Origin of the sequence: Amphritea sp. HPY, assembly GCF_050870985.1 — a bacterium.
Taxonomy (GTDB): domain Bacteria; phylum Pseudomonadota; class Gammaproteobacteria; order Pseudomonadales; family Balneatricaceae; genus Amphritea.
Map to the genome: position 1 here is coordinate 3,239,626 of NZ_CP194015.1, position 19,146 is coordinate 3,258,771.

11 protein-coding genes and 1 tRNA gene are annotated in these 19,146 nt (G+C 50.7%); 3 read left to right on the forward strand and 9 right to left on the reverse strand.

What is annotated here, in order from left to right; all coding sequences use genetic code 11:
- The first annotated feature begins 35 nt into the window (after nucleotides 1-35).
- On the forward strand, nucleotides 36-443 hold the full coding sequence (locus ACQUQM_RS14395; RefSeq protein WP_432470587.1) for a Rieske (2Fe-2S) protein: 408 nt from the start codon (nucleotides 36-38) through the stop codon (nucleotides 441-443).
- Nucleotides 444-465: 22 nt separating this feature from the next.
- Here the strand turns inward: ACQUQM_RS14395 and ACQUQM_RS14400 are convergent, their stop codons facing one another.
- Nucleotides 466-924: an Lrp/AsnC family transcriptional regulator gene (locus ACQUQM_RS14400; protein ID WP_432470588.1), complete on the reverse strand. Its 459-nt coding sequence runs from the start codon at nucleotides 922-924 to the stop codon at nucleotides 466-468.
- Nucleotides 925-1,070: 146 nt separating this feature from the next.
- Between ACQUQM_RS14400 and ACQUQM_RS14405 the strand changes: the two genes are divergently transcribed.
- Both ACQUQM_RS14405 and rarD read left to right on the forward strand, forming a co-directional pair.
- Nucleotides 1,071-2,090 carry a hypothetical protein gene (locus ACQUQM_RS14405; RefSeq protein WP_432470589.1) on the forward strand — a complete coding sequence of 340 codons (1,020 nt, stop codon included), beginning with the start codon at nucleotides 1,071-1,073 and terminating at the stop codon, nucleotides 2,088-2,090.
- Entirely contained in the window at nucleotides 2,080-2,967 is an 888-nt protein-coding gene (rarD, locus tag ACQUQM_RS14410; RefSeq protein WP_432470590.1) for an EamA family transporter RarD, read from the forward strand. Before ACQUQM_RS14405 ends, rarD begins: the two co-directional genes overlap by 11 nt.
- Nucleotides 2,968-2,997: 30 nt before the next feature.
- Here the strand turns inward: rarD and ACQUQM_RS14415 are convergent, their stop codons facing one another.
- The 8 genes from ACQUQM_RS14415 to ihfA all read right to left on the reverse strand — a co-directional run bounded on the left by ACQUQM_RS14415 (nucleotide 2,998) and on the right by ihfA (nucleotide 19,136).
- On the reverse strand, nucleotides 2,998-6,126 hold the full coding sequence (locus ACQUQM_RS14415; protein ID WP_432470591.1) for an EAL domain-containing protein: 3,129 nt from the start codon (nucleotides 6,124-6,126) through the stop codon (nucleotides 2,998-3,000).
- Between the two features lie 29 nt (nucleotides 6,127-6,155).
- Entirely contained in the window at nucleotides 6,156-11,066 is a 4,911-nt protein-coding gene (locus ACQUQM_RS14420) for a DUF4347 domain-containing protein (RefSeq protein ID WP_432470592.1), read from the reverse strand.
- Complete coding sequence (locus ACQUQM_RS14425; RefSeq protein WP_432470593.1) at nucleotides 11,066-12,562, reverse strand: efflux RND transporter periplasmic adaptor subunit; 1,497 nt, start codon at nucleotides 12,560-12,562, stop codon at nucleotides 11,066-11,068. Before ACQUQM_RS14425 ends, ACQUQM_RS14420 begins: the two co-directional genes overlap by 1 nt.
- Before the next feature lie 106 nt (nucleotides 12,563-12,668).
- Nucleotides 12,669-14,816, reverse strand: a complete 2,148-nt coding sequence (locus ACQUQM_RS14430; RefSeq protein WP_432470594.1) for a hypothetical protein — start codon at nucleotides 14,814-14,816, stop codon at nucleotides 12,669-12,671.
- A gap of 2 nt (nucleotides 14,817-14,818) precedes the next feature.
- Nucleotides 14,819-16,762 carry an efflux RND transporter periplasmic adaptor subunit gene (locus tag ACQUQM_RS14435; protein WP_432470595.1) on the reverse strand — a complete coding sequence of 648 codons (1,944 nt, stop codon included), beginning with the start codon at nucleotides 16,760-16,762 and terminating at the stop codon, nucleotides 14,819-14,821.
- 1,561 nt (nucleotides 16,763-18,323) lie between these two features.
- Nucleotides 18,324-18,400, reverse strand: a tRNA-Pro gene (locus tag ACQUQM_RS14440).
- A gap of 96 nt (nucleotides 18,401-18,496) precedes the next feature.
- Nucleotides 18,497-18,853 (reverse strand): MerR family transcriptional regulator, encoded by a 357-nt coding sequence (locus ACQUQM_RS14445; protein WP_432470596.1) that lies wholly within the window; start codon nucleotides 18,851-18,853, stop codon nucleotides 18,497-18,499.
- Nucleotides 18,840-19,136 carry an integration host factor subunit alpha gene (ihfA, locus tag ACQUQM_RS14450; RefSeq protein WP_432470597.1) on the reverse strand — a complete coding sequence of 99 codons (297 nt, stop codon included), beginning with the start codon at nucleotides 19,134-19,136 and terminating at the stop codon, nucleotides 18,840-18,842. Before ihfA ends, ACQUQM_RS14445 begins: the two co-directional genes overlap by 14 nt.
- Nucleotides 19,137-19,146: the final 10 nt, after the last annotated feature.

The following is a 19,146-nucleotide window of genomic DNA, read 5'->3' on the forward strand; positions in this document are numbered from 1 at the left end:
CTGGCCTGCATTAATTGCACGGAGATAATTGTTAAATGGCACACTGGTGTGACATAGCAACCGGATTAGAACCGGGCGAGCATACGGTGATTGAGCTGAATGAATTCAGTGTATTACTGGTGAATATCGATGGCTATTACTATGCCGTTGAAAATATCTGCCCCCACGATGGTGGCGAGCTTGATGGCGGGACTTTCTCAAGTACGACCGGCAGCATGACCCACAACACAACCTACAAAAAGACGAACAGCAAAGCTAACGACACGGCCAATAGCGCGACGGTTACCTGCCCCAGACACGGCGCCTGCTTTAGCCTGAAAACAGGCAAAGTGCTCAAGCCCCCCGCCTTCGAGGATATTGACTGTTTTGCAGTGCGCATTCAGGATGGCCAGCTACAAGTTTATGATGAGCCCACTGAACAGGATGACCCTGATCTTTCTTAAGACAACATCCGGAAGGAGGATCCTATAATTCGATCGACGTCTTAAACTTCTGCCGACGCAAAGAGATAAGAGTCCGAAACTTGCGCAGATTAACGTCACTGGAAAGATCCCGGCGAATAAAGGTTTCATAGGCCTCCATATCAGGCACCATCAAAAGGAAATCGACCTCTCCGGTTACCTGATAACACTGGGTCACCTCAGCTGCCAGATCCATCTTTTTGATAAAGGCATCATAGACATCAGACTGATCCCGGTTCATCTCCACCTCGACGATGATGTTGAGATAGCGCCCCATCACCCGGGGATCAACCAGGGATACATCAGCCATGATGATTCCGTCATTCCTGAGTTTGCGAACCCGACGCAGGCAAGCCGGCGGAGAAAGACCAACCCGCTCCGCCAGTTCCTGATTGCTGATACGGTTATCCTGCTGCAACAGGTTCAGGATATGACGATCGATACGATCCAGCTCAATATTCATAAATTCAACAATCCAGCTTAATAAGCTAATTCAATTCAGTATTGAACTGATAAAAAGATATTTAATTTCGTTAATATAAGAATATACGAAACCCAACACATTAAAACTCAATTACACTACTGTTTCGTTATTTCAGGCCGCAGCAAATGAATAATCTTACCCATCACTTCATCAAACAAACTATTCCAAGCCTGGCAAAAGAGACCTATGAGGTGTGCCTGCTGCTGTTCAAACTAACCATTCCGGTACTTATCGCGGTCAAGATACTCGAAGAACTGGGCGCTATCCCCTATATCAGCCGGGCACTGGAACCCCTGATGCAGCTAGTTGGCCTGCCGGATACGATGGGGCTGGTCTGGACTACCACTCTACTGACCAATATCTACGGAGGTATGCTGATATTCTTTCAGCTGGCACCTCAGGAAAACCTGACCATTGCCCAGGTAACCGTGCTCAGCAGTATGCTACTGATCGCCCACAGCCTGCCGATAGAGCTACGCATCGCTCAGAAAGCGGGCGTCCGCTTTGCCACTGCATTACTAATAAGGTTGATCTGCGCGTTAGTACTGGGTGCCTTGCTACATCACAGCTATCGCTGGGGGGGCTGGTTACAGCAACCTGTCGAACTTATCTGGATCGCCCCGGTTACCGATACCAGTCTTACAGCGTGGATTATCACTCAATTGCAAGGTCTGGCGATGATCGTCGTGATCGTAACCGCACTCCTCAGCTTGCTCCGATTCCTGCGCTGGGTGCATATTGAGCGTCTGATGATCTGGTTGTTGCGTCCGGTACTCAGGTTACTTGGCATAGGCCAACAAGCCGCCTCACTGACTATTATCGGTGTAACACTGGGACTATCTTTCGGTGGAGGACTGCTGATCCGTGAAGCACAGAGCGGACATATCAGCCCTAAAGACTGTTTCTCAGCACTCTGCCTGCTAAGTCTGTGTCACAGTATTATCGAAGATACCTTGCTGGTCCTGACGATGGGCGCAGACCTGTCAGGTATCCTCTGGGCTCGCCTGGCTTTCAGCCTGCTGTTTGTTGCCGTAATGACACGTTTGCTCAACTACACCAGTGACAAATTCCAGTATCGATTTCTGATGCACAAAGTTACATCTGACCAATCCGCCTCAATACAGGGACAATCGAGTGCCAACTGATACCGAGCAACGTAAAGGCATTCTGTTCGCCCTCGCCGCCTACGGTATGTGGGGGCTGGTACCGATCTATTTCAAGGCGGTCGACCATGTCAGCCCGTTTGAAGTGGTTGCCCACAGAGTACTCTGGTCGGTCGCCTTTCTGGCCGTTATTATTCTGGCTACCGGCCGCTGGCAGGAATTTACCAGCTACCTTAAACAGCGTCGCCTGATTGCTGGTTTGTTGCTTTCAGCAATTATTATATCGCTTAACTGGCTGGTATTTATCTGGGCCGTAGGGCAAGACCGCATTCTGGAAACTGCACTGGGTTACTTCATTAATCCGCTGATCAGCGTATTGCTGGGAATGATCTTTCTCGGCGAGCGCCTAAGGCTGATTCAGTGGTTAGCTATCATTCTGGCTGCTATTGGCGTCGGCTATCAGTTGTTGCTGCTAGGCAGCCTGCCCTGGGTAGCTCTTGTGCTGGCCTTCAGCTTTGGCTTCTACGGCCTGCTACGTAAACGCCTGGCTGTCGATGCATTCTCCGGCCTGCTCATTGAAACTCTATTGCTCAGCCCGGTAGCACTGATTTACCTGATATGGCTCACGCTACAGGGTGATATGCAGTTCCTGTTCACCACAGGCTACACGACTCTGTTACTGATCGCCTCTGGGCTAGTTACAAGCTTGCCCCTGATATGCTTCGCTGCGGGCACCCGCCGTTTAACGCTGACCCTCAACGGCCTGCTGCAATACATCGCGCCGAGTATCGCCTTCCTGCTGGCGGTGTTCATCTACAACGAGCCTTTAGATGGTAACAAGCTAATCACCTTCGCCTTTATCTGGACTGCGCTGGTGTTGTTCACTGCTGAGGGGATATGGCGGACAAGAAGAGTCTAAGTCAGATGCAATATAAGGGAGTATGAAAAACTACTCCCCTACAGCGGAAGACTCCCCATCAACAATCACCTCTTCCGGCGCGGGAAAATCGTTCAGTATGCTGATCATACCGGTAACATTCCCCATCCCCTGATATCCAACAGAACCGGAATCACCGCTAGAATCCACAATCATATCCCGGATATCATGGGCCCGGCCTAACAATGCATTAACATCCTTTGTCATCACCGGCCGACTCACCAGATAGCCCTGCATTTCATCGCAGTGAAGGTCTTGCAGGAACCGTAACTGTTCCTTGGTTTCCACCCCTTCCGCTATCACCCGAAGCCCCAGGCTATGGCTCATCGCAATGATTGCACTGACAATCGCCGCGTCGCTTGAGTCCTGAATAAACTCAGTCACAAATGAACGATCAATCTTAACCTTGCTGAGCGGGAACTCCTTCAGGTAGCTCAGTGAGGAGTAACCCGTACCAAAGTCATCCACCGAAATACCAAACCCGGCACTGTTTAGCTTGATCAGGGTATCGATCGCAGTATCCATATTCTGCATGACGGTGGTTTCGGTAATTTCAAATTCCAGCGCGCTTACCGGCACGCCTGAATCGGCGACTAACTTGATTATCTTATCGCCCAGCTCCGGGTCCCTGAATTCAAGCGGGGACAGATTAACCGCCACATTAACGGTGCCATGACCGGCATCCTGCCAAAACTTAATCTGCTGACACACTGTACTGATAACCCACTGGCTGATCTCATCAATAAACCCGGTCTGCTCCGCCAAAGGAATAAAATCATCCGGAGGAATCATACCCAGTTGCGAGTGTTGCCAGCGTATCAAGGCCTCCATTCCAACTATCACACCGGTTTTCAGGTCTATCTTTGGCTGATAGCAAACGATGAACTCATCACGCTCCACTGCCCGGTGGAGCTCAGCCTCCAGACGAATCCTTTTACGGTATCGCTTATTAATATCATCATCATAGAAACGAAAGCTGTTGCGGCCGTTGCTGAGTTTGGCTTCCCGCATCGCGCTACAGGCATTGCGGATCAGGGAATCGGGTTCTTTTCCATCTTCCGGAAACAAACTGACCCCGATATTCGAGTTAAGGTAAAATTCGTGGCCTTCCACCTCGACCGGTGAGTTATAAACACTGAACATACGTTGCAAAATTATTGGCACAACTTCACTCCGTTCAAGATCCATTAGAAGCACAACGATCTTATTAAAGCCAAGCAATGAAACACTGAACTTAAAACCATCCTCTTTCAGAGCGGACTTGCTCATATACTTCAATACTTGCTTCAGGCGAATCACAATCGTCTTGCCAATTTTCTGATTCACCGCATGACCCAGGGTATCGCTCACATAGTGCAAAGCGTCAATATCGATAACCATCACGGCAACCTTGGTATCGTAACGCTGGGCACATGTCACCGCCTGCTCAATCCGGCCTGACTGCAGCACATTATTGGCAAAGCTGTCCTGATCCTTATTCAGCAGGTTGTGCAACAATGCTTCATCGGCTGGCGAGGTCAACACTGCTTCTGAATCATTCAGATCACTGCAACTCAGGTTCTCAGTACCAGCGGCTATCTGCGACTCTATTTCAGGATTAAGCGGTTCATGCTCTGTATCATGCTCGGCACTGCCGTCTATTGAACCGGACCAGATAACCACCCGGTTACGGCCTTGCTCTTTAGCTGAATATAAAGCCTTATCGGCCTGTTCCAACATCATGGAATAACTCTCTGAGGCCTCCATCAGGGTTGCCACCCCAAAGCTGGATGTTATTTCCAAAGCCTCGGAAAGAGGATTTTCATCATCCCCCTCCTGTACTGCCAAACGTATACGTTCAGCAATCCCGAAAGCTATATCGGAACCGACGCCAGGCAACACCAACAAAAATTCCTCACCACCATAGCGCCCGACCAGATCATTAGGGCGGGAGTGGTCAGTCAGGATTCGCGCAAGCAACTTAATTACCACATCACCTACGCTATGGCCGAATCGATCATTTACCGACTTAAAGTGGTCGATATCCACCATGATACAACTCAGCTCCTCCTCCTCTTCCCGGGCCTCATCAAACAAAGTCTGAAAACCTACAGCAAGGGATCTTCGATTCAGCAGAGCGGTCAGTGGATCACGGGTGGCCAGTATTTGTAGTTCACGATTCTGCCGGGTAATTTCACGCTGACTCTTTTCCAGTTTGCTGAATGTCCGGCGTAACTCTTCGCTTTTCTTTTCAATTTCAGTTATATCATTGAGGGTTACTAAAACCCCTCTGACCTTACCGCCAGGGGTGGTTATTGATGAAGCATTAACGTTAAAGGAATACACACTATCGTGGGAAGTTTTGAGCCTGATCTTCTCGTCTTCCGGCAACTTCTGACCGGCCAGAACCCGAAGCCATGGCAGCTCTGCACTACCATTTTTATCAGACTCAACCTCCCACTCAAAGCTGCTGCTCAGCTTACCAACCAGTTTCTGAGGAGGCAGCCCGAGCTTGGCGGCAAAATTACTGTTTGAAAAGATAATCCTGTTATCGGTATCAATAATCAGGAGGCTCTCAGCCAGCGTGTCCAGCGCTTCTCGCACTCGATCAGGAATCACTGAATCCGGGTTTAACTCACTCAACGTTCGTTTAAGAAACATCATATATGCGATAAAGCCAACCAGCGCTATAAACAGGATAGCGGTATAGAAAGAGCTTCCCCTGGAGAAAATATCACCCATACCCGGCAATGGTTTAAAGCTCAGCTCTACTGCCCCCCATCGCGCAGAGCCATTAAAGATAGGTACCCGCACCTGCTCCGGTGTCGACTTAGCATCGCGAGCCAGAGTCCAGTGCTGCTCATGGCCACCAAATTGAGCAATCAGCTTGCCCTCCCCCATTCTAACTGCAGCAGAAAGAATTTCGTCATTCCGCGACACTACGGTACTCAGAAGCCTTTCGACGCGACGCAGCTTACGCTCGGCAATTTCTGTAGAGAGCTGTACTGCAATAGATTCTGCGATCACTTTACGGGCCTTCAGCTCGGCTCTTTTCGTATCCGGAACCAGACCAAGCGCATCGGTGATCAATAGCATGGTGATCGTCAGCATCACCAGACCCAAACTGATTCGCACCAGTGGTGATTTAAAAATATTTAACATGCACCCTCCCAATCACTCAGAGTCCTGTTTCAATCAGAGTCCTGCTGCCTGAACAACTCATCAACTCTGTCATCTTCCGGACCGCTGCCACTGCCCGATAAGCTATCTTCAGCCAGTTGCTTATCTTTTTTACCTTTTGTTGCGCCGAGAACCGGCAACGGATCAAGTTGCGTCCATAAAGGCAGTACAGACAAACAACATGCCAGCAGTGAACCCGCCCGGAACATCCAGATGGCAAACCAGGCTGAGATACTCATGGTGATACCGATAGCAGTCTCACCTCCCAGTTGATAGCGGGCCTCGCTGTCCTCTACCGCGCTATCAAGCTCCAGCTTCATCACGTCGAGCTCAGCAACAAAAGAACGGTTATCGATCACAGAGTTAACCAGCACAGACTCATTGCCATACTCACTGTAAGAAGCGATATCCAGGTTTCGCAAATCGATTGTTTTAGGAGGAATAGGTTCAATAGTCTGTTCCTGATATTCATAGGGATCCCTGCCTGCTGAAACATCAGTCACCACGCTTAACAACGCCACACTATCTAACGGAGACACCGTTTCTACCTCAGGTAAAACGACGGTACCGGTCAGGCTACTGCTGACACTTTCTTCCGTAACAATGGTCTGTTCAGATTGCGGGTTCTCTTCCTCAAAATCGCCGGTCGTCTCATCAACCTCTTCGGCTTCAACAGCAGGTTCCTCTTCCTCCTCTCCTGTTTCTTCCGCATCACCGCCTTCATCCGGAACCGGTACATTGGCTACCGGAGGAGTTTCAACACTGGTCACCATTTCACTGGCACTAAAAGCATCAACGTAACTTACCTGTACTGATATTTTTGCCCCTAAATCCTCTCCCTGCAGCTGATAAGTAGAATTCTCAGCCCCGGAAATCGCAGATCCATCCCGCAGCCATTGGTAACTGAAACTACCTAATCCATCATCATCAGAGATAGGAGAGGTATTCGCCATTAAGATGTGATCCAGCTGCGCAACGCCTGATATAGCAGGCCGACCGACCGGAAGATCATTTATATTATTCACCGCTGCAGTCTGACCACTAAGCAGCATCTCGTCAGTGCCATTCGCATCGGTATAGGCAACCTCTATCGAGATCTGATTACCGACATCGGCATCATCCAATTGATGAGCAGCACTATTAGCACCGCTAATTGCAGAACCGTTTCGCAGCCACTGGTAATTAAAACTTCCAAGGCCATCATCATCTGCAATACCGCTGGTATCCACGCTCAGGGTCTGGTCTTCAGTCACAGTACCGTTGATCACAGGCAAACCCACTGGCAGATCGTTAACATTACCCACCGCCGCGGTCTGGACACTGGTCACCACCTCATCGGTACTGTGGCCATCGCTATACGAAACCTGTACTGAGATCTGTGTGCCGACGTCGGCATCCCCCAACAGGTAGCTGGTACCGGTGGCACCGCTGATCACCGAGCCATTACGCAACCATTGATAGCTGAAACTGCCCAGGCCATCATCATCGGTGATACCGCTGGTATCCACGCTCAGGGTCTGGTCTTCAGTCACGGTACCGTTGATCACAGGCAAACCCACTGGCAGATCGTTAACATTACCCACCGCCGCGGTCTGGACACTGGTCACCATCTCACTGGTACTGTGGCCATCGCTATAAGAAACCTGTACTGAGATCTGTGTGCCGACGTCGGCATCCCCCAACAGGTAGCTGGTACCGGTGGCACCGCTGATCACCGAGCCATCGCGCAACCATTGATAGCTGAAACTGCCCAGGCCATCATCATCGGCGATACCGCTGGTATCGACGTTCAGGGTCTGGTCTTCAGTCACAGTACCGTTGATCACCGGCAGCCCAACCGGCAGATCGTTAACATTGACCACCGCCGCGGTCTGGACACTGGTCACCATCTCACTGGTACTGTGGCCATCGCTATACGAAACCTGTACTGAGATCTGTGTACCGACGTCGGCATCCCCCAACAGGTAGCTGGTACCGGTGGCACCGCTGATCACCGAGCCATTACGCAACCATTGATAGCTGAAACTGCCCAGGCCATCATCATCGGCGATACCGCTGGTATCGACGTTCAGGGTCTGGTCTTCAGTCACGGTACCGTTGATCACAGGCAAACCCACTGGCAGATCGTTAACATTACCCACCGCCGCGGTCTGGACACTGGTCACCATCTCACTGGTACTGTGGCCATCGCTATACGAAACCTGTACTGAGATCTGTGTGCCGACGTCGGCATCCCCCAACAGGTAGCTGGTACCGGTGGCACCGCTGATCACAGATCCATTACGCAACCATTGATAGCTGAAACTGCCCAGGCCATCATCATCGGTGATACCGCTGGTATCCACGCTCAGGGTCTGGTCTTCAGTCACAGTACCGTTGATCACCGGCAGCCCAACCGGCAGATCGTTAACATTGACCACCGCCGCGGTCTGGACACTGGTCACCATCTCAGTGGTACTGTGACCATCGCTATACGAAACCTGTACTGAGATCTGTGTGCCGACGTCGGCATCCCCCAACAGGTAGCTGGTACCGGTGGCACCGCTGATCACCGAGCCATCCCGCAACCATTGATAGCTGAAACTGCCCAGGCCATCATCATCGGCGATACCGCTGGTATCGACGTTCAGGGTCTGGTTTTCAGTCACGGTACCGTTGATCACAGGCAAACCCACCGGCAGATCGTTAACATTGACCACCGCCGCGGTCTGGACACTGGTCACCATCTCACTGGTACTGTGGCCATCGCTATACGAAACCTGTACTGAGATCTGTGTGCCGACGTCGGCATCCCCCAACAGGTAGCTGGTACCGGTGGCACCGCTGATCACCGAGCCATTACGCAACCATTGATAGCTGAAACTGCCCAGGCCATCATCATCGGTGATACCACTGGTATCGACGTTCAGGGTCTGGTCTTCAGTCACGGTACCGTTGATCACAGGCAAACCCACTGGCAGATCGTTAACATTACCCACCGCCGCTGTCTGGACACTGGTCACCATCTCACTGGTACTGTGGCCATCGCTATAAGAAACCTGTACTGAGATCTGTGTGCCGACGTCGGCATCCCCCAACAGGTAGCTGGTACCGGTGGCACCGCTGATCACCGAGCCATTACGCAACCATTGATAGCTGAAACTGCCCAGGCCATCGACATCACTGATGCCGGTGGTATCGACACTCAGGGTCTGGTCTTCAGTCACGGTACCGTTGATCACCGGCAGTCCAACCGGAAGGTCATTCACTGGATTAACCGTTATATCACTGCTGGCCACATCAGAGCTAAAGGCCGTTGCCCCACCAACCGCATCATTGCGAGTAAACTCAATCTGCAGATCATCTATTCTCAGGTTATCATTCGGATTACCGTTTTCTCCGGTTTCAACATAAAACCGGACCTGCAGGCCGTCAGCAATATAGGCTGTGATATCGGTCAGGATAGTACCGGTCCCGGTATTTGATCCGGTCGTAAAGCTTTCGATGGTTGTAAAGGTCAGGCCGCCATCTTCCGAAACCTGAAGATCAACCTGTTGTGCTCCTGACAGGCTATTGTCGTATGAGAAAGAGAGACTGGCGGAGATTGCGCCCGTCAGGTCGGCCTGACGATAGATCCAGTCACCGGTTGTTTCAGGCACGATTTCCAGGGTCTCCTGATTAATACTGAAGTTACCGGTATTCACATTCACCGGACCTGCACTATCGTTTTCCATCCAGCTGCCGGACCATGTCTCAGTTCCGTGGTTATTATCGTAACTAGGGGGATTACTGAACTCATCAAGCAGATTCTGGGTTGTGGGACTCAGGTCAGCAGTACCACCTGCGATACCACTGGTCTGATCCCAGGCATGAAAGCTGATTCCGTCGGTTACTGTCCCGTTCCAGTCAGCATCAGGCACAAATCGAACATAGGTACTACCATCATCAGCCAGCAATAGTGCACTGGATATATCCGGTGAACCGAAAGCGGTCCAGCTGGTTCCGGAATCGGTACTGTACTCCCAGGTGCCGTTGCTGTTATCAACCGCTACCACTGCGATACCGGAAGCATCCGGGTCCGGATCTGTGACCTGGCCAGCGATAAGATCCGCAACAGAAGCACCTGAATTGCTGAGAGGATCTTCATCGATATCGGTCAGATCATTGGCTCCCGCCAAAACCGGAGCCGTATTAGCCAGCACCGACGACCATTGCTGCTGAATATCCGTACCGAATGCAACATTGGTCTCGACACTGCCTGAGGTATACTCAAGGTCCCAGTCTCCCCCTTGTGACGAACTACCAGTCAGGTCAACCGAAGCTGCAACATCGGTACCGGTAAGCAGGGCCAGAGAATCAACCAGCTGGACGCCCTCGACAGAGGCAGCCAGATCGCAGCCATAGAGCAGAAGATCGGCATCCTCAGCCAGACTCTCTTGCCAACTACTAAGACTTACGCTGTGGTCAGCCAGAGTTTCCTGCGACAGGATATCACTGCCCAAAGTCACTTCGCCCGCACTGCCATGAGAAACCAGATGCACAGCTTCCACATCCTGGTATGAAGTCAGGGTATCGCTGATTACCTGTAAGCCGCTTTCCTCAGCACCGATAAATACCACCTCAAACTGGCGACTGTCATCCATCGCAAGATCACTGATCAGCAGTTGATAATCAGGGGTACGGGAATCGACAAACAGCAGTTCAGTCACCGTGGGAGTAACCTCTGCCTCCGACAAAGCAATATTATTTTCAGAGTCCTGCTGCTGGGCTACCAGCCTTTGTTGCTCAAAGATAGCGACAGTGTCTTCCAGTGTTGAGGCTAGCGAATCCTCAGTAGCCAGACTTTCAGCAGCCCCGCCAAGCAGGTCAGCCGAGAAAAGAATCCTGGGTTCAAGCGCTTCAATCAGCAGGGTGCGTGACTTATTACCTTTCTGCCTGTTCATCACAACCTCCCTGCATCAGTCTCGGTCAGATGCGCAATAGAGGTGGAGCAGGCAACCGGGCTTATTTTGGCGTCAGGCGATCTGGCAGTAACCGTATCCGGTAATTGCCCGGGTAACTCCCCACCAGCGGCGACTGAGAGATCCACCCAATAGCGGGTAACGGCCTGGCGAAGGGGGATTACTTTTGAGTCGATACCCTTTACGGCAAGCTTTTTCTGCAACTTAACCGCGGTACCAGGATGGTTGTAAAAACCTAATGATAGCCAACCTTTATATTTGCCCCTTGATAATTTAAAGGACTCAACTACTCCCACCGACTTAAGGCCTTCATCAAACGCCAGCTCATCAGCGACCGATTTTGTCACCGGTTTAACAGCAACATAATAGCCAGTTTTCTGCTTAACCCGCTCATTGCGTAAAGCCTGCTCTACCAGCGGTACTTCCAACCCTGCAAATAACTGCCGGGCCTCATCTTCATCCTCAAAAGGACCTGCGGTGTAACATTGCCCTGGATGCTGCACTACCCCGGTGGAAGTATTGCCCTGCAACACTGACATTTCAGAGGTGGTCTGTACTATGGGGAGATCACCTTTCGGTAAGGGGACCTGATCAGTGCTACTTACTGCCATCTTTTTCGGAGCCATCTGCTCCGGCGGCAGGAAATTAACACGGCAACGAAGTCCGGCGGCTATCTTATACTCGGGATTGGCAAGACTCAGTCGCACGCCGTAGGTGCCACTGGCTGCATCTGCAACCCGATCAACCCGCTGCACCGTAGCCAGATGAGTTCCCGAACCCATCAGGTTCAGCGTAACCTCAGCCTTCATACCCGGAACGATACGACCAAGATAGTCTACTGACACAATCACTTCGACATGTAACGGATCAAGCTGGGCGACCCGTAACAGGGGACCATCCTCAACATATTCACCGACTGCTTTAAAGCGTTCCATCACCACCCCGGTTACGGGGCTGCGGATAGTCCGCTTCGCTAATACGGCATCTGCACGACGATATTCCAACCCGGCAAGGCGCTTATTATCCTTTTCCTGCCTGACCTGCAGCTCTGCCATCCGGGTTTCAGTGCGCAGCTGATCCATCTCATGCTGGGAGATAACTGCTTTTTGCAGCAGTTCCTGATTTCGTTGCTGGGTCATTGAGCCAAAAGCTGCACCTTCCTGTCGCAACCTGATGCTCGTGTTCAGTTGTGCCCGGGTCCTGGCCAGCTCCAATGTTGCCTGCTCAACACTGGATTCAAGCTCAACCAGAATATCCCCCTTGTTTATAAGATCGCTTCGATGAACATGGATCGATTCAACCACGCCGGATACGGCACTGCCAACATCGACTGTGTCACTGGGCTGAATAACGCAATCCAGTTCAGGAATACTGCCGGCATCATCCACCACCCAGTATTCATTTTCCTCTGCGGCCACACTCATAACAGCTGTCGCCATAACTACAGACAGGAGGTGCTTTCTTATCTTATTCATCATAATCACCCGCCACACACTCACCGCTTTCTTATCCTGAAGGCATCGATGACATCCTTATCTGTTGATTACCAACAATCACTTTTTACAGCGATGATGGTTTGCATTTTTAAAAAGAAAGGCGACTGAGCAACAACTGACGACCACTGCGCAGCCACTGACCAGCTAACGGCTCAGCGCCATGGTCAAATCGCACATACGCTCTTTCTCCCACTCCCGTTACATCAAAATCATCTGGTAATCCCAGATCGACCTGAAATACTTTTTCAGCTGCGGTAAGCCCATTCTTCGAGTTCATCCGCACTGCGATATCACCGCCCCCTGCTGCCCCTAATGCCCGGCTTGGCAGCGTCGTACTTGCGGACGGTTTTTGTCTGATAACACTAACTTCCAGCACTTCATCCAGTCGCTCAGCGAAGCGCACTTCCACATGGTTTACCTGTTGCCGGACAAGACCGATTTCAGATTGAGGGATAACCGCCCGAATAATCAGATTCTGCCTGCTGAACACATAACCGATCAGCGCACCCTGAAGCAGATACTGCCCCTTAAAACGCTGATCGTTTGCCATTACAAATATTCCTGCCGCACGACTGCGTACCAACAGGGCAGATTTTTGCTCCCGAAGAAGCGCCAGTTCAGCCTCTACCACAGCCACCTCTTCATCGACCATTGCTGACTGCAATCGACGTTCAACCCTATCGGCGGCACTGCGGATAGAAAGCTCACGCCTGCGAGCTTCCAGCTTGGCAATCCTGGAATCTAATGAAAAAGCACGCATCTGAATTATTGGGGTACCTACCTCAACAGGGGTGCCGCTGGCTACTAGTTGCTCAGCAACAACCCCTTCGGCTCCGGCATAAACCTGAGCCTGATCTGAAACCCATACAACACCTTCTACACTTGTCGTCTGAGATACAGGCAGAAATATCAAGACAGCACTACCCCCTCCCAGCAACAGTAATGATGCTAAAGTTGCGCGCAAACGCCTGCCATTGAGCGCGTTCCCCAAAAGCAGAAAACGTAAGGCTCGGAATAATGGCAAAATCAGTTGTGTTGTTGCCGCCCAGATACCAAGGACAACACCCACCACGAGATACTCTTCGATAAGAAACAGGACGATCAGCACCAGAATAATCAAACGATAGAAGAAAGCGGCGAGGCCATAAATACTAAACCAGACCGCTTCACCTTTACCCGTTACTGGCGAGCAGAGTTGCTTCAGGCCAAACAGATAGCGTTGAATCAGATAAAGATAGTAACGGCTTGCGCGAGTGGCAAGATTGGGAATTTCAATCAGGTCCTGCAGTACATAATAACCATCAAAGCGCAGCAGAGGGTTAGCATTAAACAGCAAGGTTGAAACACTGCCGACAAAGAAAGCATTCAGTGCCGCATCTTTTATCAGGCCTGGCTCAACCGTCAACCACACCAGCAAGCCCAGCGCCGCCAGAAACAGTTCCGCCAAAATCCCCACTGCCCCCACCAGCACTCTCTTGTACTTATCCCGGAACCCCCAGGCCGCAGAAGCATCAACATAAGGAACCGGAGCCAGGACAAGCAGCGTAATGCCCATCTCATGCACCTCGCCCCCCCACATTTTCACCGCAAAAGCATGACCAAATTCATGCACAATTTTGATAATGATAAACACCAGCAACATCATCAAAAAGTTATCAGGAGAAAGAATGTTTTTATCCAGAGCAGTGCTGATCATTGATACATTTGCCAGCAGCAAAAGACTGGCAAACGCCATCACAAGAAACCATATTAAAGCCCCGCCTTTAGAAAACAGCGGACGTACCCAGGGTATTAACCGGTTAAGCAAAACATCGGGATCCAGCAATGGCACTCGTATCGCCAGCGGATTCATAATCATTCGCAGACGTCGCATACTGCGATCATTCTGGAACCGGCTAAAGAAAGCCCGGGCATCGGCAGGCAGATCAGATCTCAGTACATCGATGGCAAATAACTGATGCAGCAGAATGATGACTTCATCCTGACTCAGCCCCTCCCCACCCAATGCGGTACAGGCTTTTTGCCAGGCACTCTCAACGCTGAGCGAACCATCAAGGCGCGCAATAAATTCATAGGCGGAAGCAGTAAAACGAAGATGGCGTCCATCCGACTCATCTCTCAGAACATACCAACGCTGACCACGGTAGACCTGAGGGTAAATTCTGACATGCCGGCGTAGCTGCGGCTGCAGCCTGCTAATTATTACCCAATCCTGACTTTCAGTGGCATCAGTCATAACTACCACCCTACAGCCCACAACCAGAGCCGGACTCGGTCGATTACCCCATGGGTCCATATCCAGAGCAAACTTCTCTGTCCCATATCAACCTTTGCCACTCCGTGCATTCCGGGGCGCAACAGGGAGGAGGGCTGATCCAACGAAGCCTCAACCCTGAAATAGTTACCCGACTCACCGGAAACAGCGATCGGATGTAGCTGATCGACAACAATGTCGAAAGATGATTGCGGTAAAGCAGCAAATATCAGATGACCTGACCTACCCCCGCCCACGCCCGCGACATCATGTTCATCTACTTCCATCACCACCCGATAGCTCTCCAGAGGTGCTATTTCAAACAGTACCTGCCCGGTCTCAACCGGGGCTCCCAATGACTGACTAAGATCACCACTAACCACAATGCCATCAAAAGGAGCCCTTAGTTGAGTTCGCTCTATGGCCTCACGGACCATTTTCAGTTCAGTATCCACCTGCTCCAGCCTGGCTCGCAGGACGCTGAGTTTAGTACGCTCATGTCTGGCCAGAGCATCCTGATACTCTTTTTCGATTTTGTTTCGCTCGCCCTGCCACTTTCTGGATTCCAGTTGCAGGTTTCGATCGTCCAGTACGGCTATCTGCTGCCCTTTAGTAACAAGATCGCCAGCCCGGACCCCCGCCTCTTTGATATACCCCTCTTGCGACGCTACCAGCATCTGACGAACCTCACCTTCGATGCTTGCAGGAGCCGTCACCTGATGGACACCATCAATAGAGCCGAGAGCCGTTAACAAAAAGACCGCTGCCAGGCTGAGTAATTTCAACTTAAGACGGGCAGGACCTATAACGCCACCGGTGAGCTTCAATAAAGCTTCACTGCTCCGGGACCAGACAGAGCGCTCCTCCCGCTGTTTCAACTCCAGCAGGGGGGCAACAATCCTCACCAGTGACTCACATAACATCATGGTTATTTTATCGAAGGGCCGGCCTGCTTCACGCTCAAACGTAATAGCACCGACAGCCCCTGAACAACCAGTCAGAGGCATAGTAAAAATAGTTCCACAGCCATGCTGCTCCGATAACTTAGCATGGGCACGGCTTACGAAAGACTCACTACCCTGCTCTTCCGGATAGGAAATGATAGCGTTCTGATCTATCGCCTCTTCCATGGCCGCTTCAAGCGTGCGCACCAACTGGCTGCGGGAGGAAAAACTTGCAACATGGGATAATGAATACAAACGAACGGTGAGGCCTTTACGGTAACCGATACTGACCCGCTCACAGCCAAATTGATCTGCCAGGCGGTTAGTAATATCCATAACAGCTGACTGAAACGAAGAATGGCTGAGAATTGCCGCCATCAGCTCTGAAGATAAGGAACCCGCCTCCTGCTTTACAAAGTTCTGATGATGGAACAATGTTTCCATCCACATCCCGCCCCATTGCAGCAGTTGCAATACAGCATGTTGCTGAGGCTTAGAACGCTGTGAGAGCATAACAGCCACAACCGCTACCGGCTTATTATCAACAATGAGAGGCGTAGCAACCAGATCGCATATCCTCTGCCCTTCTGGCCCATAGCGTTTATGGGAGTGTGTTACACCCCGGTTTTTTGTCAACGCTTGTACTGCAACATCCGTCAGCTGTTGTTCACCTTCTCCTTCGCCAGGCCAGATCGCGATTATCGACCCTGAATCACCGCTATTATCGGGGAGGAAAAGCACGCCGCGAATGATGCCCGCCACCATACGACACTGCCACTCAATCCACTCCTGACCCAGCTCTTTCAGGATAAGCTCCAGGCTTTTGCGATCATATTGATCTGCCTGAGGCAACGGTTTTATCCGGGATGGATCAGCTGACTTACCCGCTCTGGCTGTGCGGGCTTCAGTCGCACATTTCAGCTCGGTCTCAATATGAGCTTTATGCAAACCTGAAATATTATGCCCGGGTATCTCGCTTGGCATGACTACATACCACCTGAGTCAGGTCGTTATTCTGTCATAGCACCAGAGCAGAATAACCTGGTTGAATTCCACACATTTACATCATGTAAATGCGCCATCACAGAGTGGATATATCTATTAATTCCCCCCCTCCGCTAATGCAGACTAGTTGTCATTCTAAGCACACAACAAACGCAACATACCCAAAATGGGCACTGTAAAGCAAAAGTTACACAAACAAACCCTCTCCTTTACTTGACACCAAAAGCAAACCTATATATGGAACAACCGTTTAACTTCCCCACATCTAAAAGCCCCCTCCTTTACATAGCCATACCCTTTATATGCCAAATATGACTCAGCAGCCGCGCAGCAGATAGCCGCTTCGCTCAGGACAGACTAAACCTTGCAGACACTGCACAAAGAATTAATAACCAAATGAGTGATGGCCAAGAAATGACCCGGACTGTTTTTCGGGACATCAGGATTCGTACCTGCCCCCCCTTCACAACCAGCCAGACTTTGTTAAGAAAGTTGTAGCTGGTTTGGAGAGATGGCACCTACCAATCTTAAGAAGTGCTGAGTATGTTCTGGCAGACTCTATATTCAGAAGACTTTTTGCTTTTGCTTTTTCTAGCTACTAGCAAGCGGCGCAGTCATGTTCTAGCTAGCAAAGCTCCGCTTTGCGGCCTGCTTGACGGATTGTTGGGCTTCGTTTCACTCAGACCAACCTACCAATCTTAAGAAGTGCTGAGTATGCCCTGGCAGGCTCTATATTCAGAAGGCTTTTAGCTTTTGATTTTTCTAGCTACTAGCAAGCGGCGCAGTCATGTTCTAGCTAGCATAGGTCCGCTTAGTTGTCTGCTTGACGGATTGTTGGGCTTCGTTTCACTCAGATCAACCTACCAATCTTAAGAAGTGCTGAGTATGTCCTGGCAGGCTCTATATTCAGAAGGCTTTTAACTTTTGATTTTTCTAGCTACTAGCAAGCGGCGCAGTCATGTTCTAGCTAGCAAAGCTCCGCTTTGCGGCCTGCTTGACGGATTGTTGGGCTTCGTTTCACTCAGACCAACCTACCAATCTTAAGAAGTGCTGAGTATGTCCTGGCAGGCTCTATATTCAGAAGGCTTTTAACTTTTGATTTTTCTAGCTACTAGCAAACGGCGCAGTCATGTTCTAGCTAGCAAAGCTCCGCTTTGCGGCCTGCCTGACGGATTGTTGGGCTTCGTTTCACTCAGACCAACCGACTAATCATACAAAGTGCTGAGCATGTCCTGGCAGACCCTATATTCAGAAGGCTTTTAGCTTTTGATTTTTCTGGCTACCAGCAAGCAGAGGTCCACTTAGTTGCCTGCTTGACGGATTGTTGGGCTTCGTTTCACTCAGACCAACCTACCAATCTTAAGAAGTGCTGAGTATGTCCTGGCAGGCTCTATATTCAGAAGGCCTTTAGCTTTTAGCTTTTGATTTTTCTAGCTACTAGCAAGCGACGCAGTCGCGTTCTAGCCACTTTTATCCAGGCACACCTGACCCTGCAGAACCTGTATACAGAATTAACAACTACAGAAACAAGAATAGATATTGGTCGGGACAGCGGGATTCGAACCCACGACCCCTACTCCCCCAGAGTAGTGCGCTACCAGGCTGCGCTATGTCCCGACATGGAATGAGACGAGCGTCTCAGAACAGGCATTATGGTACGCCATGAGGAAATTTGAGAAAAGTACTTTTTTCAGATTTGTAGCGGATTTTATACTAGGATTTCAGTAGTTTACTGATCTCTTCCAGCTCAGCAATAGACTGCCGGATAAGCTGTTTATAGCGCGCGGTATCATCTTCAGCCTGATCACTACTGAGCCACTGACGGGCACCACTGATGGTATAACCGCGCTCGTGCAACAAGCCCTGAATCTGACGGATAATCAATACGTCCTGGCGCTGATAGTAACGCCGACCATTGCGCTTAACCGGGCTGATCTGCTCGAATTCCTGCTCCCAGTATCTCAGCACGTGGGGTTTGAGCTGACACAAACGCGCTACTTCACCGATGGTGAAGTAGCGCTTATTTGGGATCGGTGACAGATCTTCCGAGACTTGTTCAGTCTCCCTCATAGGCCTCTACACGATCCTTAAGTTTCTGCCCCGGCCGAAAGGTTACTACACGACGAGCACAGATAGGCACCTCTTCTCCGGTTTTCGGATTTCGACCGGGCCGCTCACGCTTATCACGCAGGTCGAAATTACCAAAGCCAGACAGTTTTACCTGCTCATTGCCGGCCAGACTGGCACGAACTTCCTCGAAGAAGGCTTCCACCATCTCCTTAGCTTCGCGCTTATTCAGCCCTAACTCTTCATACAGGCGCTCAGCCATATCCGCTTTAGTCAAAGAGCCCATCAGAACACCC

Bases quoted from the DNA above. Each gene is read 5' to 3' on its own strand.
- ACQUQM_RS14395 (WP_432470587.1), top strand. From the start codon at position 36: ATGGCACACTGGTGTGACATAGCAACCGGATTAGAACCGGGCGAGCAT.
- ACQUQM_RS14400 (WP_432470588.1), bottom strand. From the start codon at position 924: ATGAATATTGAGCTGGATCGTATCGATCGTCATATCCTGAACCTGTTG.
- ACQUQM_RS14405 (WP_432470589.1), top strand. From the start codon at position 1,071: ATGAATAATCTTACCCATCACTTCATCAAACAAACTATTCCAAGCCTG.
- ACQUQM_RS14415 (WP_432470591.1), bottom strand. From the start codon at position 6,126: ATGTTAAATATTTTTAAATCACCACTGGTGCGAATCAGTTTGGGTCTG.
- ACQUQM_RS14420 (WP_432470592.1), bottom strand. From the start codon at position 11,066: ATGAACAGGCAGAAAGGTAATAAGTCACGCACCCTGCTGATTGAAGCG.
- ACQUQM_RS14425 (WP_432470593.1), bottom strand. From the start codon at position 12,562: ATGATGAATAAGATAAGAAAGCACCTCCTGTCTGTAGTTATGGCGACA.
- ACQUQM_RS14430 (WP_432470594.1), bottom strand. From the start codon at position 14,816: ATGACTGATGCCACTGAAAGTCAGGATTGGGTAATAATTAGCAGGCTG.
- ACQUQM_RS14435 (WP_432470595.1), bottom strand. From the start codon at position 16,762: ATGCCAAGCGAGATACCCGGGCATAATATTTCAGGTTTGCATAAAGCT.
- ACQUQM_RS14445 (WP_432470596.1), bottom strand. From the start codon at position 18,853: ATGAGGGAGACTGAACAAGTCTCGGAAGATCTGTCACCGATCCCAAAT.
- ihfA (WP_432470597.1), bottom strand. From the start codon at position 19,136: ATGGGCTCTTTGACTAAAGCGGATATGGCTGAGCGCCTGTATGAAGAG.